Origin of the sequence: Paracoccus methylovorus, assembly GCF_016919705.1 — a bacterium.
Classification (GTDB): Bacteria; Pseudomonadota; Alphaproteobacteria; order Rhodobacterales; family Rhodobacteraceae; genus Paracoccus; species Paracoccus methylovorus.
In genome coordinates this window covers 45970-63482 of the sequence record NZ_CP070369.1, presented here as the reverse complement: position 1 = coordinate 63482, position 17513 = coordinate 45970, and the positions used below count along the sequence as shown (strand labels likewise).

16 protein-coding genes are annotated in these 17513 nt (G+C 66.7%); 11 read left to right on the top strand and 5 right to left on the bottom strand.

Features of this window, described 5'->3' with window-relative positions; all coding sequences use genetic code 11:
* Positions 1–117: 117 nt before the first annotated feature.
* From JWJ88_RS11215 to JWJ88_RS11180, 8 genes are all read left to right on the top strand, one after another.
* Positions 118–1830, top strand: a complete 1713-nt coding sequence (locus tag JWJ88_RS11215; RefSeq protein ID WP_240200248.1) for an FAD-binding protein — start codon at positions 118–120, stop codon at positions 1828–1830.
* A 171-nt stretch (positions 1831–2001) separates the two neighbouring features.
* Positions 2002–2742 carry an energy-coupling factor ABC transporter ATP-binding protein gene (locus JWJ88_RS11210; protein WP_240200247.1) on the top strand — a complete coding sequence of 247 codons (741 nt, stop codon included), beginning with the start codon at positions 2002–2004 and terminating at the stop codon, positions 2740–2742.
* Positions 2717–3334, top strand: coding sequence for an energy-coupling factor transporter transmembrane component T family protein (locus JWJ88_RS11205; protein WP_205295433.1), 618 nt, complete (start codon positions 2717–2719; stop codon positions 3332–3334). Before JWJ88_RS11210 ends, JWJ88_RS11205 begins: the two co-directional genes overlap by 26 nt.
* A gap of 2 nt (positions 3335–3336) precedes the next feature.
* On the top strand, positions 3337–3912 hold the full coding sequence (locus JWJ88_RS11200) for a biotin transporter BioY (protein WP_205295432.1): 576 nt from the start codon (positions 3337–3339) through the stop codon (positions 3910–3912).
* 48 nt (positions 3913–3960) lie between these two features.
* Positions 3961–5118: an NnrS family protein gene (locus tag JWJ88_RS11195; protein ID WP_205295431.1), complete on the top strand. Its 1158-nt coding sequence runs from the start codon at positions 3961–3963 to the stop codon at positions 5116–5118.
* A 64-nt stretch (positions 5119–5182) separates the two neighbouring features.
* A complete protein-coding gene (locus tag JWJ88_RS11190) occupies positions 5183–5557 on the top strand; it encodes a sel1 repeat family protein (protein WP_205295430.1) in 375 nt (124 codons plus the stop codon).
* A gap of 123 nt (positions 5558–5680) precedes the next feature.
* Positions 5681–6097: a DUF6484 domain-containing protein gene (locus JWJ88_RS11185; RefSeq protein WP_205295429.1), complete on the top strand. Its 417-nt coding sequence runs from the start codon at positions 5681–5683 to the stop codon at positions 6095–6097.
* Positions 6097–6450, top strand: coding sequence for a hypothetical protein (locus JWJ88_RS11180; RefSeq protein ID WP_205295428.1), 354 nt, complete (start codon positions 6097–6099; stop codon positions 6448–6450). The genes JWJ88_RS11185 and JWJ88_RS11180 overlap by 1 nt, the downstream gene beginning before the upstream one ends.
* On the opposite strand, the gene JWJ88_RS11175 is transcribed toward JWJ88_RS11180, so the two are convergent.
* Genes JWJ88_RS11175 through tssH form a run of 5 tightly spaced genes read right to left on the bottom strand, consistent with a single transcriptional unit; the run spans position 6438 to position 13331 of the window.
* Positions 6438–7364 carry a hypothetical protein gene (locus tag JWJ88_RS11175; protein ID WP_205295427.1) on the bottom strand — a complete coding sequence of 309 codons (927 nt, stop codon included), beginning with the start codon at positions 7362–7364 and terminating at the stop codon, positions 6438–6440. The two genes, JWJ88_RS11180 and JWJ88_RS11175, sit on opposite strands and share 13 nt — an antisense overlap.
* Positions 7365–7379: 15 nt before the next feature.
* Positions 7380–8366 (bottom strand): DUF4150 domain-containing protein, encoded by a 987-nt coding sequence (locus JWJ88_RS11170; protein WP_205295426.1) that lies wholly within the window; start codon positions 8364–8366, stop codon positions 7380–7382.
* On the bottom strand, positions 8363–9427 hold the full coding sequence (locus JWJ88_RS11165) for a 3-oxoacyl-ACP synthase (protein WP_205295425.1): 1065 nt from the start codon (positions 9425–9427) through the stop codon (positions 8363–8365). Before JWJ88_RS11165 ends, JWJ88_RS11170 begins: the two co-directional genes overlap by 4 nt.
* On the bottom strand, positions 9424–10518 hold the full coding sequence (locus tag JWJ88_RS11160) for a DUF2169 family type VI secretion system accessory protein (RefSeq protein WP_205295424.1): 1095 nt from the start codon (positions 10516–10518) through the stop codon (positions 9424–9426). The genes JWJ88_RS11165 and JWJ88_RS11160 overlap by 4 nt, the downstream gene beginning before the upstream one ends.
* Before the next feature lie 8 nt (positions 10519–10526).
* Positions 10527–13331 (bottom strand): type VI secretion system ATPase TssH, encoded by a 2805-nt coding sequence (tssH, locus tag JWJ88_RS11155; protein ID WP_205295423.1) that lies wholly within the window; start codon positions 13329–13331, stop codon positions 10527–10529.
* Between the two features lie 174 nt (positions 13332–13505).
* On the opposite strand from tssH, the gene JWJ88_RS11150 reads away from it, so the two are divergent.
* From JWJ88_RS11150 to tssB, 3 genes are all read left to right on the top strand, one after another.
* Positions 13506–15614: a serine/threonine-protein kinase gene (locus tag JWJ88_RS11150; RefSeq protein ID WP_205295422.1), complete on the top strand. Its 2109-nt coding sequence runs from the start codon at positions 13506–13508 to the stop codon at positions 15612–15614.
* 164 nt (positions 15615–15778) lie between these two features.
* The gene (locus tag JWJ88_RS11145) at positions 15779–16912 is read left to right on the top strand and encodes a type VI secretion system protein TssA (protein WP_205295421.1); all 1134 of its coding nucleotides are present in this window, start codon (positions 15779–15781) and stop codon (positions 16910–16912) included.
* 57 nt (positions 16913–16969) lie between these two features.
* Complete coding sequence (tssB, locus tag JWJ88_RS11140) at positions 16970–17512, top strand: type VI secretion system contractile sheath small subunit (RefSeq protein ID WP_205295420.1); 543 nt, start codon at positions 16970–16972, stop codon at positions 17510–17512.
* Position 17513: the final 1 nt, after the last annotated feature.

Sequence of the window (17513 nt, the reverse complement as noted above, 5' to 3'; positions counted from 1 at the left end):
CTCGGTGGCAAGTTCTGGCATAATATGGAATAGTATTCAAGAATAAAAATTCCTTCCAATAAATCTCCAGCCGTGGCAATTTGCCGGCCGAGAGGGAGCTCCAGAGGAAAATTCGCAATGACCACGCACGACATGGCCGGCCCGCAAACGCAGGGTGGGTTTGATGAGGAAACCGACCTGCTGGTCATCGGCGCCGGGGCTGGCGGCATGACGGCCGCCCTGACCGGGGCGCTCCGCGGCATGTCGGTCCTCTTGTGCGAAAAGACCGGCATGGTCGGCGGCACTACAGCGACCTCGGGCGGGACGGCATGGATCCCGGGCACCGAATTAAGCCGTCAGGCGGGTGTTCCCGACAGCGTGGACGAGGCCGCGCAATTCCTGCGCCATGTGGTCGGCAATCGCGGCGGAGATGCGCAGCGCGCGGCCTTTCTTGCCTCGGGCGCCGAGGCCATCGCCGAGATCATGGCCAATTCCGAAGTGCGTTTCATCGCCGCCACCGCGCATCCCGACTATCTGGACGGGCCGGGATCGGCCTTTGGCGGCCGCGCCCTTGCACCCGTCCAGTTCGACGGACGCAGGCTGGGCACCGACTTCGACCGGGTGCGCCCGCCTCGCGATGTCTTCATGGGGTTGGGAGGAATGATGGTGGGACGCGCCGAGCTGGGCGCACTGCTTAGCCCCTTGGCCAGCCTTGGCAATCTGCGCACCACGCTGCGGCTGGTGCTGGGTCATTTCCGCGACCGGCTCGGCCATCGGCGCGGCACGCGGCTGCTGATGGGCAATGCGCTGGTGGGGCAGTTGCTTCTTAGCCTGCGCCAGCGCAAGGTGCCTATCCGCTTTGACAGCCCCATGGTCGACCTGATCCGACAGGACGGGCACGTCACTGGCGCGGTCATCGATACGCCGCAGGGCCTGCGTCGCATCCGGGCGCGACGCGGCGTAGTGCTGGCGACGGGGGGCATCGGCTGGAACAAGGCCCTGCGCGAACGCCTGTTCCCGCGCCAGATCGCCGCTTTTTCGCAAGCGCCCGCCGGCAACACCGGCGACGGGATCGCTATCGCCGAAACCAGTGCCGGTGCGGCCGTCGACAATGGCTGCGACAGCGCCGGGTTGTGGATGCCGTGCTCGACCCTGACAAACCCTGACGGGACACAGTCGGTCTGGCCGCATATCCTGCTGGATCGCGCCAAGCCGGGGCTGATCGCGGTCGGCCCGGACGGGCGGCGCTTTGTCAACGAAACCGACAGCTATCACGATTTCTGCATGGGCATGATCCGTGCCGGTCTGCACGAGGCGTGGCTCGTGGTCGATTCGCGCTTTATCAAACGCTACGGGCTGGGGCTGGTTCTGCCGGGCGGACGAGGGCTGCGGCGATTGCTGCGCGCCGGCTATCTGCAACAGGCCGAGACCCTGGTCGGACTGGCCGCGGCCATCGGCATCGATGCCAAGGGGCTGGAGGCCAGCGTGGCCCAGAACAATCGCTTTGCCGCCAGCGGCAGGGACGAGGCGTTCGGGCGCGGCGCCTCGGCGATGAACCGCTTCAACGGTGATCCGGGTCACCAGCCCAATCCCTGCATCGGTCCCATCGCCCAAGCCCCTTTCTATGCCTTGCGGGTGGTGCCGGTGGATCTGGCCGGGGCCGGCGGGTTGCGCTGCGATGAAAATGGCGGCGTGCTGGATGCGGCCGGCCAGCGGATCGAGGGGCTGTATGCCTGCGGCAACGACGCCGCCACGATCTTTCGCGGCACCTATCCGGGACCCGGCACGACCATCGGCCCGGCCATGGTCTTTGGCTGGCGCGTGGCCAACCATGCCGCTGGGCACACCTGAGGCCCCGTTTGCGACCGGGGGGCCGGCTCGCCACGGCAAGCGGCCAATGCTGCGCCGCAACCGCCCGGCTGCCGGCACCAGGCCATTTTCCAATGATAGGACTTGCAACCCACCTGTGTTTTCCATCATCCGGGGGACAGTCATGGGACAAGGCCAGTAACGGAGGCCCGCTTGCATCGCTGCGACACGGCTCATTTCACCATCCGGGTGGACGATCTGGGCTATAAGGTCGCCGGACGGCCGGTGCTGTCCGGCGTCACGCTGCATTCCTCGGCGCAGCGCATCGGGGTCGTGGGCCGCAACGGCTCGGGGAAAAGCACGCTGGCGCGGCTGCTGGCCGGGCTGCTGGAACCGACAAGCGGCCAGATCCGCATCGGCGGCCACGACATTTTCAGTGACCGCCGCGCGGCGCTGGCCACCGTGGGCATCCTGTTCCAGAACCCCGAACATCAGATCATCTTTCCCAGCGTCGCCGAGGAAATCACCTTTGGCCTGCGCCAGCAGGGCATGGACAAGGCGCAGGCGGCCGCGCGAACCGATGCGGTGCTGCGATCGTTTGACAAACCGCATTGGAAGGACGCGCCGATCTCGGCCCTGTCGCAGGGCCAGAAGCATCTGGTCTGCATGATGGCGGTGCTGGCGATGCGGCCGCAACTGCTGATTCTGGATGAGCCCTATGCGGGGCTGGACATCCCGACCCGCCGCCAGCTTGCACGCTATCTGCATCGGGTCGAGACGCGGCTTTTTCATATCTCGCACGAGCCTTCGGACCTTGAAGGTTGCGATGAGCTGTTCTGGCTGGATCGGGGCCGCATCGTCGCCCAGGGCACGCCAGCGGCGCTGCTGCCCGATTTCACCGCCGAGATGATCCGGCAGGGGGATCTTGATGATATCGCTGACCTCGCCGGTTAGGACCCGCGCCCATGACTGGCCGGCCGGCGTCAAGCTGGGGGCGCTGTGCCTGGCCTCGACCGGGCTGTTCATGGTCCGCGACATCGCGGTGCACGGCGCGGCGCTGGTCGCGGTGCTGGCGCTTTACGCAGCCCCCGGCCCGGTCTTTCTGCGCGCCGGGCTGCGCAGCCTGCGGGTGGTGCTGCCCTTTGTCGTCATCCTGCTGGTCTGGCACGCAATCGCCGGCGATATGGCCATGGGCCTGCTGATCGTCCTGCGCATGGTCGCGCTGGTCGCGCTGGCCAATCTGGTGACCATGACCACGGCGCTGGAGGATCTGGTCGATCTGGTCCACCGCCTGACCTTTCCTTTACGCCGGCTTGGCCTGCCTACGCATTTGCTGGAAACCGCGATCCCGCTGGTCATCCGCTTTACCCCGGTTCTGGTCGCACACGCCGAAACCCTGGCCGAGGCGTGGCGCGCCCGTTCTCGACGCCGCCCCGGCTGGCGCCTGATCCTGCCGCTGACCCTGCAAGCACTGGACGATGCCGACCGTGTCGGCGAAGCTTTGCGCGCACGGGGCGGCCCCCTTGGACCGCATAAACAGGAGTAACCATGGAACGCAGTATCGCCCAGATCGCCCTTTTCGCCGCGATGATCGCAGCACTTGGGCTGGTGCCGCAGATCACCCTTGGCTTCGGCGTGCCGATCACGGCGCAAACGCTGGGCGTCATGCTGGCCGGCGCGGTCCTTGGCGCGCGGCGCGGCGCGGCGGCGGCAGGGCTGTTTCTGCTGCTGGTGGCGCTTGGCCTGCCGCTGCTGGCGGGCGGCCGTGGCGGGCTTGGCGCCTTTGTCGCGCCCACCGGAGGGTTCGCGCTTGGCTTTCCCGTCGCAGCCTTCGCAACGGGTCTTTTCGTCGAACATGTCAAGCTGCGCTCGGCCGGATTGGCGGCAGGGCTGGGGTCGGTCTTTGGCGGGATTTTCGTGCTGTATATCCTTGGCGCAAGCGGTCTTGCCATCGTGGCGCAGAAAAGCCTGATCGAAGCCTTTACCCTGGTCGCGGTCTTTATTCCCGGCGATCTGCTCAAGGCCGCGATCACCGGCATGCTGGTGCAGGCGCTGGCGCGGGTGCGGCCGCAGACGCTTGGCTGGCATCACGGCAGGGCAGGCGCGGGCGATCTGCGCCTGTAAGGTATTTCCTTGATGCCAAGCGCCGCATCCCACACCCATGGTCCCATAATGCCACGGCATCTGGCCCATGCACTGTGGCTTGCGCCCTATCGTCCGTTCTTTTTGCTGGCGGGGTTATGGGCGGTTCTGATGCCGGCGGTCTGGTTGCTGCCGGCAGGGCTCGGCCCCGATCCGCTGTGCTGGCACCAGCATGAACTGCTGTTCGGTATGGGCGGCGCAGCCGTGGGCGGCTATCTTCTGACCGCGCTTCCTGCATGGACAGGACGACCTGTCGCGCCGACCATCACGCGCATCATGGTGGCGCTGTGGTTTGCCGGACGGGTGACTTTTACGCTTGGCCCACCCCCGCCACTGGGTCCCCTTGTCGGGGCCGCATATTTCCTTGCGCTCGGCGGTTGGCTTTCATGGCATGTCGCCAAGGCAAGGGTGTGGCGGAAAATGCCGCTTGCGCTGGCCCCCCTTTCGCTGGGCTGTCTGGAGGTATTCGCGGCCGGGGATTTCGAACACGACGCGCAGCGCATGGCCCCGCTTTTCTTTGCGCTGCTGATCAGCCTTGTCGGGGGCCGCGCCATTGCCGCCTTTACCCACCGCTGGTCTGCAAGGTCGCCCTCCCCCTTCCCAGTCGCCGACCCGCGCTGGCTTTCGGTTGGCGGGTTGATGGCGCTGCTTATGGCAGTCGTGGCGTTGGTTTGTGGCTTTTCTGGCCTGTCCGGGGTGCTGTTCATCATGGCCGGAATGATGCAGTTGGCGCGCATGCTGGCTTGGCGCAGTTGGCGCAGCCATCGCTATCCGGCGCTGTTGCTTTTGCATCTGGCATGGCTTTGGCTGCCCATCGGCCTGATCCTGGCAGGCATGGCGCAGCTGCCGCCGTTCGGGCTGGACATGGCCACGGCGCTGCATGCCATCACGATGGGCGCGATGGGAACGATGATGCTGGCGATCATGGGCCGGGCCGCAATGATCCGCGCCGCGGGCCGGTTACTGGTTTCGCGCCGGCTCGCGGTCGCTTTTTGCCTTGTTTACCTGTCCGCATTGATCCGGATGCTGATGGGCTGGGCGGATGCGGAAAACCTGGACGCGATATTGCGTCTTGCGGCGCTGCTCTGGATGGGGGGCTGGGCGGTTTTCCTGCTGGATTTTGGTTGGTCCCTGAAAAGTCCGGTGCCAAGACCGGTTCTTAGCGCAAGCAGTCGCGCCGGGTCATAGGTTGTCTGCACCCGCAGGCTTTGCGATAGGGAGCCGAATACCCAATGACGACGCTGGGAAACCAATGACGAAAATCACTGCCGTATTGGTGATCACGACATATCTGCTTCACGCCACGGGATCGGCAATCGCAGAACCGACGTCTCAGGGGATGCAGGCATTCGAAACCGGCGATTACCAACAATCCGCGATTTTGCTGAAACAACAGGCCGATGCGGGTGATGCCGATGCCGCGACCCTTTACGCCCGGCAACTCATCGAAGGGTTGGGGGTCAAGGAAAACAGGACGCAGGCCAAGATATATCTGTTGAAGGCTGCCAGCCTTGGCTCGAAAGAGGCGCAGGAACTTTACGCGCGCAATTTCGGCATCGGCACGGATGAGCTTTCGCAAACCATGCTGAAAGGCCGTGTCTCGACCGACGCAATGCCGCCGCAATAAAGTCGGCGCAATTTCCGCCTAAAGCGGCGGGCATTTGACCACCGATCCCCGCATTCGCCAAAACCCGGTGAAGTCCGGCCATAGCCATGCTATCATCGCGCCAGCCGAGGCGGAGGGCTGGCTATGATCGGCGAGGATATTCGCGGCGGCGTGGTGATCGGCATGCTGCTGGGCCTTGATGAGGGGCGGCCGCTGGTGGTTTTTCCCGGCAATCCCTCGGCCCAGGCGATCGCGGCGCGCAGTCTGGTGCGGTTCGACGCCGGCGATATCGGCGCCGAGCTTGCCATTCTGTTCGAGGACGGCGACGCGGGCCGCCCGCTGGTGATCGGCCGGATCGTGTCGCCGATGCCCTCGGGGCCGGTCGCCGTCGCCGATGGCGAGCCGCTGCGCATCACCGCCGAACAACGGATCGAATTGCGCTGCGGCAAAGCCTCGATCGTGATGGAGGCAGACGGCCATATCACCATCCGCGGCACCTATCTGGTCAGCCATGCCTCGGCGGCGAACCGGATCCGGGGCGGCTCGATCAACCTGAACTGATGTATCCGCCCGCCCCCGCCCTGCCCGAGATCCTGCGCCAGCACGCCGAACAGGCGGCCCTGCTGTGGACGCTTTACGATCAGGCGATGCTGGACCCCGCCGCGAACCCGGAAATGGACAACCTGCGCATCGCCCGCCTGCTGGAACGGCTCGAGGCGCATCTGGACGGGTTGCGCATCGCCGGCGCCGAGGGCTTGCGCATCGCCCAGACCCATTTTGCCGACTACCCCGAGGCGGGCGAGCTGTTCGTGCTGCGCATGCTGCAACCCGGCGCAGAAGATCTGCGCGTCGCAACGCTGGATCTGGAAAAGGTCAGGGCCTATCTGGCCAGCCGACTGGATCAGCCGCCATAATCCGCCATATCCAGCCGGCGCAGAAAGATGTTGCCGTCATAGCCCAGCTCGAATCCGTCCCACGCCTCGCCGTCGAAAATGAAGATCTCTTTCCAGCCCGAGATGACCAGTTTCTCGGCAGAGGCGTGCATGTAAAACGCATGGCGCAGTTCGCGGAAGGGCACGATGCTATCGCCCTTCTGGATGTTCAGCCCCCAGTTGGCATCGCTCCAATAGCGCTGGCCCTTGAAACTGCGGATGCCGAAGAAATCGCGCGCCGGAGTGTTGAGTTCGACCAGTTCGTCGTCCCGCAGCGCCAGCGCCAATCCGTCGGGACCGCCGATATGGATAAGCTTGGCGTCGGTCACTTCCAGCGCGGTGAAATCGCGCTGATCGGCCAGTTCGACAGGTTCCCATTGACCGCCGCGCAGACGCAAAAGCGTTCCGGCGTTGCCGCAGCTATGGATCAGTTCGGGATACGGGCCATGAATGTCGCGCAACGCGCGCGCCGTCACAGGCGGCACCTCGTTCCAGACATCGCGGTCGCGCAGGTAGCAGACGCCATCGTCGCCCACCACGTATTGCGCGCCCCCTTCGATATGAAAGATCCGTCGCAGCACGCCGTTGGGCAGGCGTGTCATGGTATCGCCCGCCGGGGTCAGATCATACATCCGCCCACCCAGCCGCAGCACCAGATGCCGGTCGTCGCCAAGGCTCGCATGCGACATGATGGTATTCTCGACCTGTTGACGGATTGAAAAGGTCAGGCCTTCGCCGCAGTCCACCTCAAGCAGGTAGGATCGCGCGAATTCGCTGTTGTGGTCGCTAAGCTCAAAGCTGGCCGAATAGCGCGTGCCACCCAGATGAAAGCCCTCGACGGCTTCGATATGCACCTCTTGGGGGGCAAGTTCATCAAACGGGGTTTCGGGTTCCACGGCCAGCCTCCTTGTTCAATAGACCTTTGTCGGGTCCCTCAGTGTCGTGCCGCGCATCTCTGCATGGGTTGGCGGCCGCGATTTGCCGTCTTCGCCCTGCACCTCTTCGGCGACGGACTGCAAATAGACCAGCAGGATAAGCTCCAGACATTCCAGCGCCTGCTCTTTTTTCTCTTCCGACGCTTTCTTCAGCCTCGGGTCGTGTTCTCCATAGGCTTTTTTCGTCTCGTCTATCGCCTCTCCCAATGTCGGTTTCGGCTTCTTGTCCAGAAAATCGCGCATGGCTGTGGTCTTGAGGTTATGCGGCGTTCCCTTTTTGGGGCCGTCCGCGCCGGCGGGTTTGGAATGATCGGCCTCGTGCCACGACTTCATGCAGACGCAAGGCGCGCCCTTGGTCGAATAATCCTTCCATGGCTTATAGTTTTTCCCGTCCTTGCGTTTCGTCTGCATCATCTGGTTTTCGAAATAATGCTCGGATTCATCGGGGTTGGTGCAGGGCGACTTGCCATGTTCGTGCAGTTGCATCCCAAGTTCGTTCAGCAGCGTGACACAATTGGCAAAGGCCGCATTGGCGGCACATATCTCGGGAAAGGGCGGCGTCTGCCCGCCGGGCGAGGCATGGTTGTGGGTGGCAAGGTCGGAAAAGCGGATCACCGGCTCGCCATCGAATTTCACGTCGTTCGACCACGAGGTGAAATATTTCTTGCCGGTATTCTTCGAGGTGATGATGCCCTTTTTCGCAGCGCAACCCGCCTCGGTCCCCGAGGTGCGGCTGACGTCGGACTTATTCTTGATGTTTACCGTCTTGCCGCCGATGAACACCGTTCCGGTGCCGTTTTCCGTGTCGGACGCCATGCCGAAACTGGGATAGGGCACCGGCACACCCGGGGGTGTTGCCGGATTTTCCGGCGGGGTAAAGCAGGTGTCGGGAAAGGCGGCGATGGTCTGGGCATTGACCGCCTTGCCGCTGATTTCCAGCCCGTTGGCGAAAACCCCGCTCATGCCGGCGCCCCCGCCGCAAAGCGGTCCTCGACCGAAAGGTGTCTGGCAGCGCCGCGCACCTCGTGGAGCACCGCCGCCCCGCAGGCGCCGTCATCGCCCGAAGCCTCGATCAGCACCGGCGAGCCGGGGGCATAGCCCCTGCACACGGCAGCCAGCGCCATGCCCAGCATCATCGGCACCGCCGCCGCGCCGATATTGCCCAGGCTCTCGGCCGGGCTCCACAGGTCCTGAAAGGCGGTTCGGCCACGTTCCAGCCGCAGCGTCATCAATGCAGCCTGACGAAAGAAGTGCTGCTCTCCCGGCAGGTCGGAAATACGGTATTCGACATGGGCCAGATCGGTTTCGGCCTCGGCCAGCGCGGCGCGATAGGCCGCGGTCATGCCGTCGCCGCGCAGTGGCATGTCCTCGCCGCCCTCGCCCCGCGCATTGCCCAGAAAAGCCGCCTCGCGGGCCAGCCCAAGTCCGGTCAGCCGCAAGGCACCGCCTCGACCCAGCAACACCGCTGCCGCCGCCTCTGCGGGGATGAAACCGTCGGCATTGCCGGCCTGCAACAGCCGCGCCAGCCGTTCGTAATGCGCCAGTGCCGGCCCGGTCAGATAGCTGTCCAACCCCAGCAGGATGATGCGGTCCGCCTGTCCCGCCGCAATCATGCGCCGCGCCCGATCCAGCCCCACAAACCCCGAGGGTCGGCCATGCGCCACGACATGCGCCCGCCGCTCGGGCAGGCCCAGGATCTGGGACAGCATCCGCAACAGCGCAACCGGATCCTGCACCGGACGGCCGGGGCGGCCCTCTTCGGCCAGACACAGGATCAACGCGGCATCGGTGGCGGTGGGTTCTTGGCGCAGGATGTCGGCTATGGCGCCGGCGGCCAGATGCGCCATGCGCCGCTGCCCGATCCAATTGCGCGGCAAGGGCACCGGGGCCCCGATGCGCCAGCCGCCCGGCGCCATGAAGCGCGTCTCGGCGAACCCGTCCAGCCGCGCCCGGATCGCCGCCGCGGACGAGGCCCAGTCCAGCCCCACCGCCGTCACCATACCCGCTGCCAGCACGCCGATCATGGGCCGTTCCCCGCGGCTGGAACGGCGGGCAGCCGGATATAACCGCGCCCCTCGCGCTCGGCCCGCAGCATGGCGGCGGTAGGCCCACCGATCCACGCGCGCGAGAACTCGGCGATGGTGCGACGGATCGGCACCTGCATGCGCCATGTCAGCATGAACAACCGCGCCTCGGCATCGAAGGCCAGCGTGTCGGGCAGCGCCACCGTATCAAGGCAGCAGTCGCGCCCGCGCCAGACCCGCAAGGGCAACCGCGTGTCGGGCAGGCGGAACGCCTCGCGCCCGCGCGGGGTCAGATGCACCAGCACCACCGGGGTAAAGGGGGCGGGCGGCGCGATCTGCTGGTCGGGCGGCGCCATCTGGTAATAACGCTCATCGAAATCGCGCGGCAGAAAGGGCGCGGTCTCGGCAGCCCAGCGGTCGTCATAGGTGCCGCCATAGGGCAGCCGCAGCGGCCAGCCGCGCCCATAAGGCCCCAGCGCCATGGGGCGCCAGTCCCCATAGGGCGAGGTGATCTCTTGCCCCGGGGCCTGCGTATTGGGCAGCGCCAGCCCCGCAGGACTGCCGCCCGACGCAGTGGCATAGCCCAGCCCGACCGGATTGGCGGCATAGACCGGCACCTCGGGTCCGGGCACCCGGCTGCGGTCGGGGCCGCCAAAGGCGGTGTCATAGGAAAACGGCATCCGCGTAAAGGGATAGGGCCGCGTCGCCGTGATCGCCGGCCCAAGCGTGCGCCATTCGCGCTGGCCGACGACATCAAGCTGCTTGGACCAGTTGCCCACGGCCAGCCCCACGCGCAGCCGTTCGACCGGCCGGCCGCCCGGCGCATGGGCGGCGCCGTTCAGCACCACGTCGCACAGCGGCTTGCGGAATGCGAAATCGCTTTCCCACAGCGGCGCGGTAAAGCCGGGCGCACCGGTATATTCATCGGCCATGACCAGCGGACGCTGGTTTTCAACCGGCAGGGGCGGATCGCTTTCGTAGTCGGGAAAGCCGAAGCTGCCCTTGACCACCAGCACCATGAAGCTTTGCCCGGCAACGTCCATGCCGGTTCCCATCTGATGGGGAAAGCCGGTCTGGTCGAAGATCTGCACGATACGCCTCAGTCCAGCGCATAGCCGAAGCCATCCGGCCCGCCGGTCACGGTCACTTTGCCGATGCCGCGCCCCTCCAGCCGGGCATCCAGAACGCGGCGGCTGAGTTCGGGCAAAATGCTGCCCGTCAGGATCGCATCAATCATGCGGCCGCCGGATTCTACCTCGGTGCAGCGGGCACGGATCTGGTCCATCACCCCTTCGCCGATCACCAGTTCGGCCCCATGTGCCGAGGCAAGCCTGCGGCCGATGCCCGCCAGCTTCTGCCCGGCGATGGCCTCGATCATCGTATCCGAAAGCGGCAGGTAGGGGATCGTCACCAGCCGGCCCAGCAGCGCCGGGGGAAAGACCCCCAGCAGGGGCGGACGCAGCGCGGCGGCAAGGCTGTCGATTTCGACCCCGGCGCGGCCGGCATCGGTCAGCGCCATGATCTCATCCGTGCCAACGTTCGAGGTCAGCAGGATCAGCGTGTTGCGAAAGTCGATCCGCCGCCCCTCGCTGTCGTCCATCATCCCCTTGTCGAAGACCTGGAAAAAGATCTCATGCACGTCGGGATGGGCCTTTTCCACCTCATCCAGCAGGATCACCGAATAGGGCCTGCGCCGCACCGCCTCGGTCAGCACGCCGCCCTTGCCATAGCCGACATAGCCCGGCGGCGCGCCCTTGAGGGTCGAGACGGTATGCGCCTCCTGGAACTCGCTCATGTTGATCGAGATCAGGTTCTGCTCGCCGCCATAAAGCGCGTCGGCCAGCGCCAGCGCGGTTTCCGTCTTGCCCACGCCCGAGGGGCCGCACAGCATGAACACGCCCATCGGCTTTTCCGGCGCGCCAAGGCCGGCCATGCCGGTCTGGATGCGGCTGGCGATTGCCGCCATGGCGTGATCCTGCCCGACCACGCGTTGGGAAAGCAGCCCGGCCAGTGTCAAAGCGCGCTCGGTCTGGCTGGCCAGCATCCGGCCCAACGGCACGCCGGTCCAATCCTGCACCACGCCGCCCACCGCCAGTCGGTCCACCGAGGGCAGGATCAACGGCCGCTCGCCCTGCTTTTCGGCCAGTTCGGCCATTTTGGCGCGCAGCGCCGCAAGCCGCGCGGCAGGGTCGGGGGGGTCGGCACCCGGCCCGTCATCCGCCAGGCAATCATCAGGCGCGGCATCGGCGGGCGGGCCGTCAGCAAGCGGGGTTTCGTCCGGGGCGGCGGGTGACGCCGGGAAATCGGCCGTTTCCGCCGCCGCGTCTGTCTCCTGCGCGTCCAGTGCCATGCCCTCGCCGCGCAATTCCGCCCGCAGGATCAGGATTTCAGATACCAGCGCCTTTTCCGCCTCCCAGCGGTCCAGCGCGGCGGCGCGCTCGGCCTCGGTCGCGGCGCGGGCCGCGTCATTGGCGGCCTGCCGCTCGGCCGTGTCGATGCCGATGGCGGCTTCGCGCGCGATGATGCCCGCCTCGATCTCCAGCGCCTGCAAGCGGCGCTCAAGATCCTCGACCTCGGCGGGGGTGGCGTGCTGGCTGACGGCGACGCGGGCACAGGCGGTGTCCAGCAGGCTGATCGCCTTGTCGGGCAGTTGCCGCGCCGGGATATAGCGATGCGACAAGGACACTGCCGCGCCGATCGCTTCGTCAAGGATCTCGACCCGGTGGTGTTTCTCCAGCACGCCCGCGATGCCGCGCAGCATCTCGACGGCGGCGGCCTCCGACGGCTCTTCGATCTTCACCACCTGAAAGCGGCGGGTCAGCGCGGGGTCCTTTTCGATATGCTGCTTGTATTCGGCCCATGTGGTGGCGGCGACGGTGCGCAGCTCACCCCGCGCCAGCGCCGGCTTCAGCAGGTTCGCGGCATCGCCCGTCCCCGCAGCACCGCCCGCGCCGATCAGGGTATGCGCCTCGTCGATGAACAGGATCACCGATTTCGCGGAAGCCTGCACCTCGTCGATGACGGTTTTCAGCCGCTTCTCGAACTCTCCCTTGACGCTGGCCCCGGCCTGCATCAGCCCGATGTCCAGAAGCCACAGATCGACCGCCGCCAGTTGCGGAGGCACGTCGCCGCGCGCCAGACGCAGGGCGAACCCCTCGACCACGGCGGTCTTGCCCACCCCGGCCTCGCCGGTCAGGATCGGATTGTTCTGCCGCCGCCGCATCAGGATGTCGATGATCTGGCGGATTTCCGGGTCGCGGCCGACAACCGGGTCGATCTTGCCGGCCCGCGCCCGCTCGGTCAGGTTGGTGGCGTATTTCGCCAAGGCCCCCTCGGGCGGTTTGGGCGTGCTGGCCGGCGCGGCATCGGGGGACGCAGCCCCTTCGGCCTCGGCCGAGCCGGCAAGGATGCCGGGCAGGTCCGCCGTCATCCGGTCGGGGTCGATGCGGTCGAATTCGGGGCTGATGCGCAGCAGCAAACCCTCAAGCACCGGGGTCTTGAGACAAGCGATCAGGATATCGCCCGAACGCACCTGATCGCTGCCCCGTTCCAGCGAGGCGAGCGTCCAGCCTTCCTGAATGGCGTGAAAGATGTGATCGGAGAACTCCTCGACCGCGCTGGCCCCGCGCGGCAGCGCGTCCAGTGCGCGGGCAAGATCCCCTTCCAGCCGCGCGGCATCGGACCCGGCGGCATCCACGATCAGCGCCAGATCCGAATCCTGTGCCCCGGCCAGCGCGGCGACGAAATGCACCAGCTCCACATAAGGGTTGCCGCGCGCCTTGGCATTGCGCGCGCCTTCGGAAAACGCCCGCAAACACAGCGGGTTTAGCCGCCCGACCAGTTCCTTGCGCTTGACGGTCTCTCTCGATCCTCTGGCGGGGGCGCGGGGGGTCACGGTGGTCATGCGGGCCATCCTTGCAAACTGGGCAAAAGAACCGGCGCGATAAAACAGGCTTGCCTATGGCAGGCGCGGGGGGAAAATGACTCTCGGGGAAAGTGTATTTCAAAACCGCGACTTTCGGAAATCTTTTCGCAAGGGGACCGCAATGGTCAGCCTGCCGAATAAGGGAGTACCGCCATGATCCCTGCCTTGCCGGGCGACATCTTTCACGAGGGCCAGGTGCTCAACAACACCTGGACCATCCAGGGCGTGCTGGGGCGCGGCGGCACAGGCGAGGTCTATCGCGCGAAAAGTCTGGTCACCGGCCGGGTGGTGGCGATCAAGGCGCTTGCAGCGCCGTTCTCGGGGGACGAGGGCTATCTGGAGCTGATGCGCCGCGAAGAGGCGATGCGCGACATCCTGCATGACGCGGTGGTGCGCTACAGCGACTGTTCGCGCACGCCCGAAGGGCATGTCTTTCTGGTGATGGATTTCATCGACGGCCCCGCGCTGTCCGAGGTGATGGCCGAACGACGCCCCGGCATGCGCGAGTTGCTGATCGTGGCGCATCGCGTGGCCGAGGGGCTGGTCGCCGCCCATGCGCGCGGCGTGGTGCATCGCGACCTGTCGCCCGACAATGTCATCCTGCGCGACGGCCGGGTCGAGGGCGCGACCGTGATCGACTTCGGCATCGCCAAGGACACCGCCGCAGGCGCGCGCACCGTGGTGGGCAACCAGTTCGCCGGCAAATACGAATACGCCGCGCCCGAACAATTCGAGGGAAAGGCCGAACCCGCCAGCGATCTTTACGCGCTTGGCGCGCTGCTGCTGGCCGCCGCGCGGGGCGAGGTGCCCTTTGCCGGCGCCACTCCGGGCGAGATGATCCGCCGCAAGGCCGAGCCCTTGGACGTGTCCGGCCTGCCGGAGCCACTGGCGGGGCTGATCCTGTGGCTTTCGGCACCGCGGATCGCCGAGCGCGCGCCCTCGGCCGCGGCGGTGGTGGCGCGGCTGGACAAGCTGCTGAAGGGCGGCGAGGCCGCACCGGCCCGCAAAGCCGCCGCACCGCAGCCGAACCCAAGCCCCCAAGCCGGTGGCGGACGCGGTCGGATATGGCTTGGCCTGATTTTGCTGGTCCTCGTGCTGGCCGGTGGGTTCCTTGCGCTGAAGCCGTTGCTGGCCCCCGATCTGCCGCTGGTCCAGCCTTGGCGGCTGGAGGCAGCGGATGGCGAGGCACCCCGGCTGACCGGCCCGGCCCCCGACGATGCCAGCGCCACCCGAATCGCCGCCGCCTTTGCCGCCGCAACCGGGACCAACCCGCCGCAGGATGCCTTGACCCCGGCGCGCGGCATGCCTGCGCCGGGCTGGGCGGGGGCGGTCGAGCAGCTTTTCCCCCGGCTGCAAGAGTTGCAGGACTGGACCGTCCTTGTCACCGACATGCAGGTCGAGATCACCGGCCGCGCCGCCACGCAAGCCGGGCGCGACGCAATCGCCGCGCGACTCGCCGAATGGGCGCAAGCGGCGGGTATGGAGCTGACGCCGCGGCTTACCGCCGACCCCGTCCCGTTGGTCCCCGCCGATCTGGCCGAGATACTGAGCCATGCCGCCACCTGCGGACCCCTGAGCAGCGACCTGCCCGAGGGCGGCGTCCCAGCCGGTGCCAGCGTGACGATTCGCGGCACCCTGCCCGATCCGGCGGCACCGGGCGCGCTGGCCGAGGCATTGCGGCCCCTGCTTGGCGACCGCACTCTGCGGCTGGAGATCGAGACGCTCAACCCTTCGTTGTGCCAGATCCGCTCGGCGGCGGCGGGGCTGCCAGAAGGCGGCATCGGCATCCGGCTGTCCGAGGCGCGCCAGCCCGAGCCCTCGTTGACCGGGATCTTTCGGCCCGGCGACAACCCTGTGGCCGATGTGCTGGTCCCGGCCGAACTGGCGACGACTCCGGGGGCCGAGCTGTGGGTCGCGGTCGAGGAAACCGGGCAGGTTTTCAACGTGCTGCCGAACATGGCCGATCAAGAGAACCGGCTGGAACGCATCGGCCAGCCCGAGGGCGCGTTGCGCCGCATCCGCGTGCTTTGGCCGGTCGAAGACGCCGCAGGGGGGCAAGGCCGCATCGCCTTTCGCGTCAACGACCGCGATTTCGGCAAGGCGGGGGTGTTTGCCTTCGTGACCCGTGGGCCGCTGTTCGACGAACGGCGGCCGGGCGATGAATCCGCCGCCGCCTTTGCCGAGGCGCTGGCAGCACGGCGGGCCGCCGATCCGGACCGCATCCTTGCGGCCACCCATCGCATTCTGGACCTGCGGCCCTAAGGGCCTGACAGCGACGCAAACCCGGCCGGGCCAGCGCCGACCCAGGACCTCGTGCAAGGCGGCTTGGGTCGATCCGCAGGAATTCATTGCGCAAAGCCCCAGTCCATGAGATGATTTTCCCATTTCGAGAAGAACATAATGCGGCCTCTGAGAAGGTTTCCCCTATGTTTCTCGCCCCGCTTTCTGTGCCGGATTCCGCCGGACTGGATCTTCGCAACGACATGAGGTTTCTGGCGCTTGAACGGGCGCTGGACGGCGCCTCTCGGGCGGTGCGGGCAGAACAACTGGCCAATGGCAATACCGGCGACGTGGCGCTGGACTGGGCGCATCTGCTGGACGAGGCAGAGGCGCTGGCCCAGACCGGGCGCGACCTGCGCCTTTTGGTCATCGTGGCGCGGATCATGACCAACATGCGCGGCCCAGAGGGGCTGGCCGAGGGGCTGGACCTGCTGGCCGAGACGCTGGAAACCTGGTGGGACCACCTGCATCCGGCGCTGCGCGAGGGCCAGACCCCGCGCGAGGCCGCCTTGCGCCGGATCAACGCGCTTTACCAGCTTGAAAATGCCGATGCCGGCATCCTTGGCGATCTTGAATTCAACACGGTGCTTGCCCCGCGCGGCCTGCCGGTGGTTTCCGGCGGCGATCTGGCAGCGGGTGCGGTGACGGTCTCGATGCTGGCCGCCGAGGGGCCGTCGGGGCTGTCGGGCACCGAACAGGCCGAACGCACCGCCCGCCACGATACCCGGGTCGCGCGGGTGCTGACCGCCTGCCGCGCCCTGCGCGACCTTGAACCCGGGACGGTGGGGGCGCTGGAAACCGGGCTGAAGGCCGCCCAACACGCCCTTGCGCGGCTGGAGGCATCGCTGGCGGCCCGCATCGGGGACGACCCGCCGACCCGCTTTCCCGCCCTGCGCCGGATGCTGGAACGCATGGCGGCGACGCTGGCAAGCCCCTCGGCCCAATTCAACCGGACGGCGACCCCGGCAATGGCGCAGACCGAGACGCCCACAACCCCTGCGGGCATCGACCCCGTTGCCGCGCCCACGGTCGTTTCAACCGCCCGGACAGTGACGGGACTGCCTGCCCGGCTGGCCTCGCGCGCCGAGGTCGAGACCTGCCTCGACCTCATCATTGATTTTTACGAACGGGGCGAACCCGCCTCGCCGCTGCCGCATCTGGCGCGGCGGATGAAGAAGATGGTGCCGATGAACTTCCTACAATTGATGGAGGAACTGGCACCGGGAGGAATGAAGGAATTCCGCAATGTCGCCGGAGTGACCGAGAACAAGGAACGCTGACGGCAGTGCGCAATCGCAGCCGGCGCCCGATGGCGCCGCGACAGGGAGTGACCCGCGATGAGCGAGAGCAAGGCCAAGGTAATCGAACGCAATCGCGCCCCAAGGGTGCAGATCGCCTATGACGTGGAACATTACGGCAGCCCAACCACCATCGAACTGCCCTTCGTCATGGGGGTGATGGCGGATCTGGCGGGCAAATCCTCCTCGCGCGAGGCACAAAAGCCGCCCGCCGAGCGGGCCTTTGTCGAGGTGGACGCCGGCCGCTTTCCCGCCTTCATGGAGGCGCTGTCGCCCCGCGTCACCGCCCGCATCCCCAACCGCCTGCCCGGCAAGGAAGGCGAGGACGCCGGCGAAGAGGAAATGTTCGTGGACCTGACCTTTCGCAACATGGGCGATTTCGCCCCCGACCGCATCGCCGAACAGATCCCCGATCTGGCCGAGCTGCTGAAGATGCGCCGCAAGCTGGAAGAGCTGCTGAGCTATATGGATGGCAAGGCCAGCGCGGAAAAGCGCATCGCCCAACTGCTGAACGACGAACCGCTGCTGGCCCGCGTCGCCGAACAGGCGCTTACCCCCGGCAGCGACGGGACGGAGGGTTGAG

Bases quoted from the DNA above. Each gene is read 5' to 3' on its own strand.
- JWJ88_RS11200 (WP_205295432.1), top strand. From the start codon at position 3,337: ATGGAACGCAGTATCGCCCAGATCGCCCTTTTCGCCGCGATGATCGCA.
- tssB (WP_205295420.1), top strand. From the start codon at position 16,970: ATGAGCGAGAGCAAGGCCAAGGTAATCGAACGCAATCGCGCCCCAAGG.
- JWJ88_RS11205 (WP_205295433.1), top strand. From the start codon at position 2,717: ATGATATCGCTGACCTCGCCGGTTAGGACCCGCGCCCATGACTGGCCG.
- JWJ88_RS11165 (WP_205295425.1), bottom strand. From the start codon at position 9,427: ATGATCGGCGTGCTGGCAGCGGGTATGGTGACGGCGGTGGGGCTGGAC.
- JWJ88_RS11150 (WP_205295422.1), top strand. From the start codon at position 13,506: ATGATCCCTGCCTTGCCGGGCGACATCTTTCACGAGGGCCAGGTGCTC.
- JWJ88_RS11195 (WP_205295431.1), top strand. From the start codon at position 3,961: ATGCCACGGCATCTGGCCCATGCACTGTGGCTTGCGCCCTATCGTCCG.
- JWJ88_RS11215 (WP_240200248.1), top strand. From the start codon at position 118: ATGACCACGCACGACATGGCCGGCCCGCAAACGCAGGGTGGGTTTGAT.
- JWJ88_RS11190 (WP_205295430.1), top strand. From the start codon at position 5,183: ATGACGAAAATCACTGCCGTATTGGTGATCACGACATATCTGCTTCAC.
- JWJ88_RS11185 (WP_205295429.1), top strand. From the start codon at position 5,681: ATGATCGGCGAGGATATTCGCGGCGGCGTGGTGATCGGCATGCTGCTG.
- JWJ88_RS11145 (WP_205295421.1), top strand. From the start codon at position 15,779: ATGTTTCTCGCCCCGCTTTCTGTGCCGGATTCCGCCGGACTGGATCTT.
- tssH (WP_205295423.1), bottom strand. From the start codon at position 13,331: ATGACCACCGTGACCCCCCGCGCCCCCGCCAGAGGATCGAGAGAGACC.
- JWJ88_RS11170 (WP_205295426.1), bottom strand. From the start codon at position 8,366: ATGAGCGGGGTTTTCGCCAACGGGCTGGAAATCAGCGGCAAGGCGGTC.
- JWJ88_RS11180 (WP_205295428.1), top strand. From the start codon at position 6,097: ATGTATCCGCCCGCCCCCGCCCTGCCCGAGATCCTGCGCCAGCACGCC.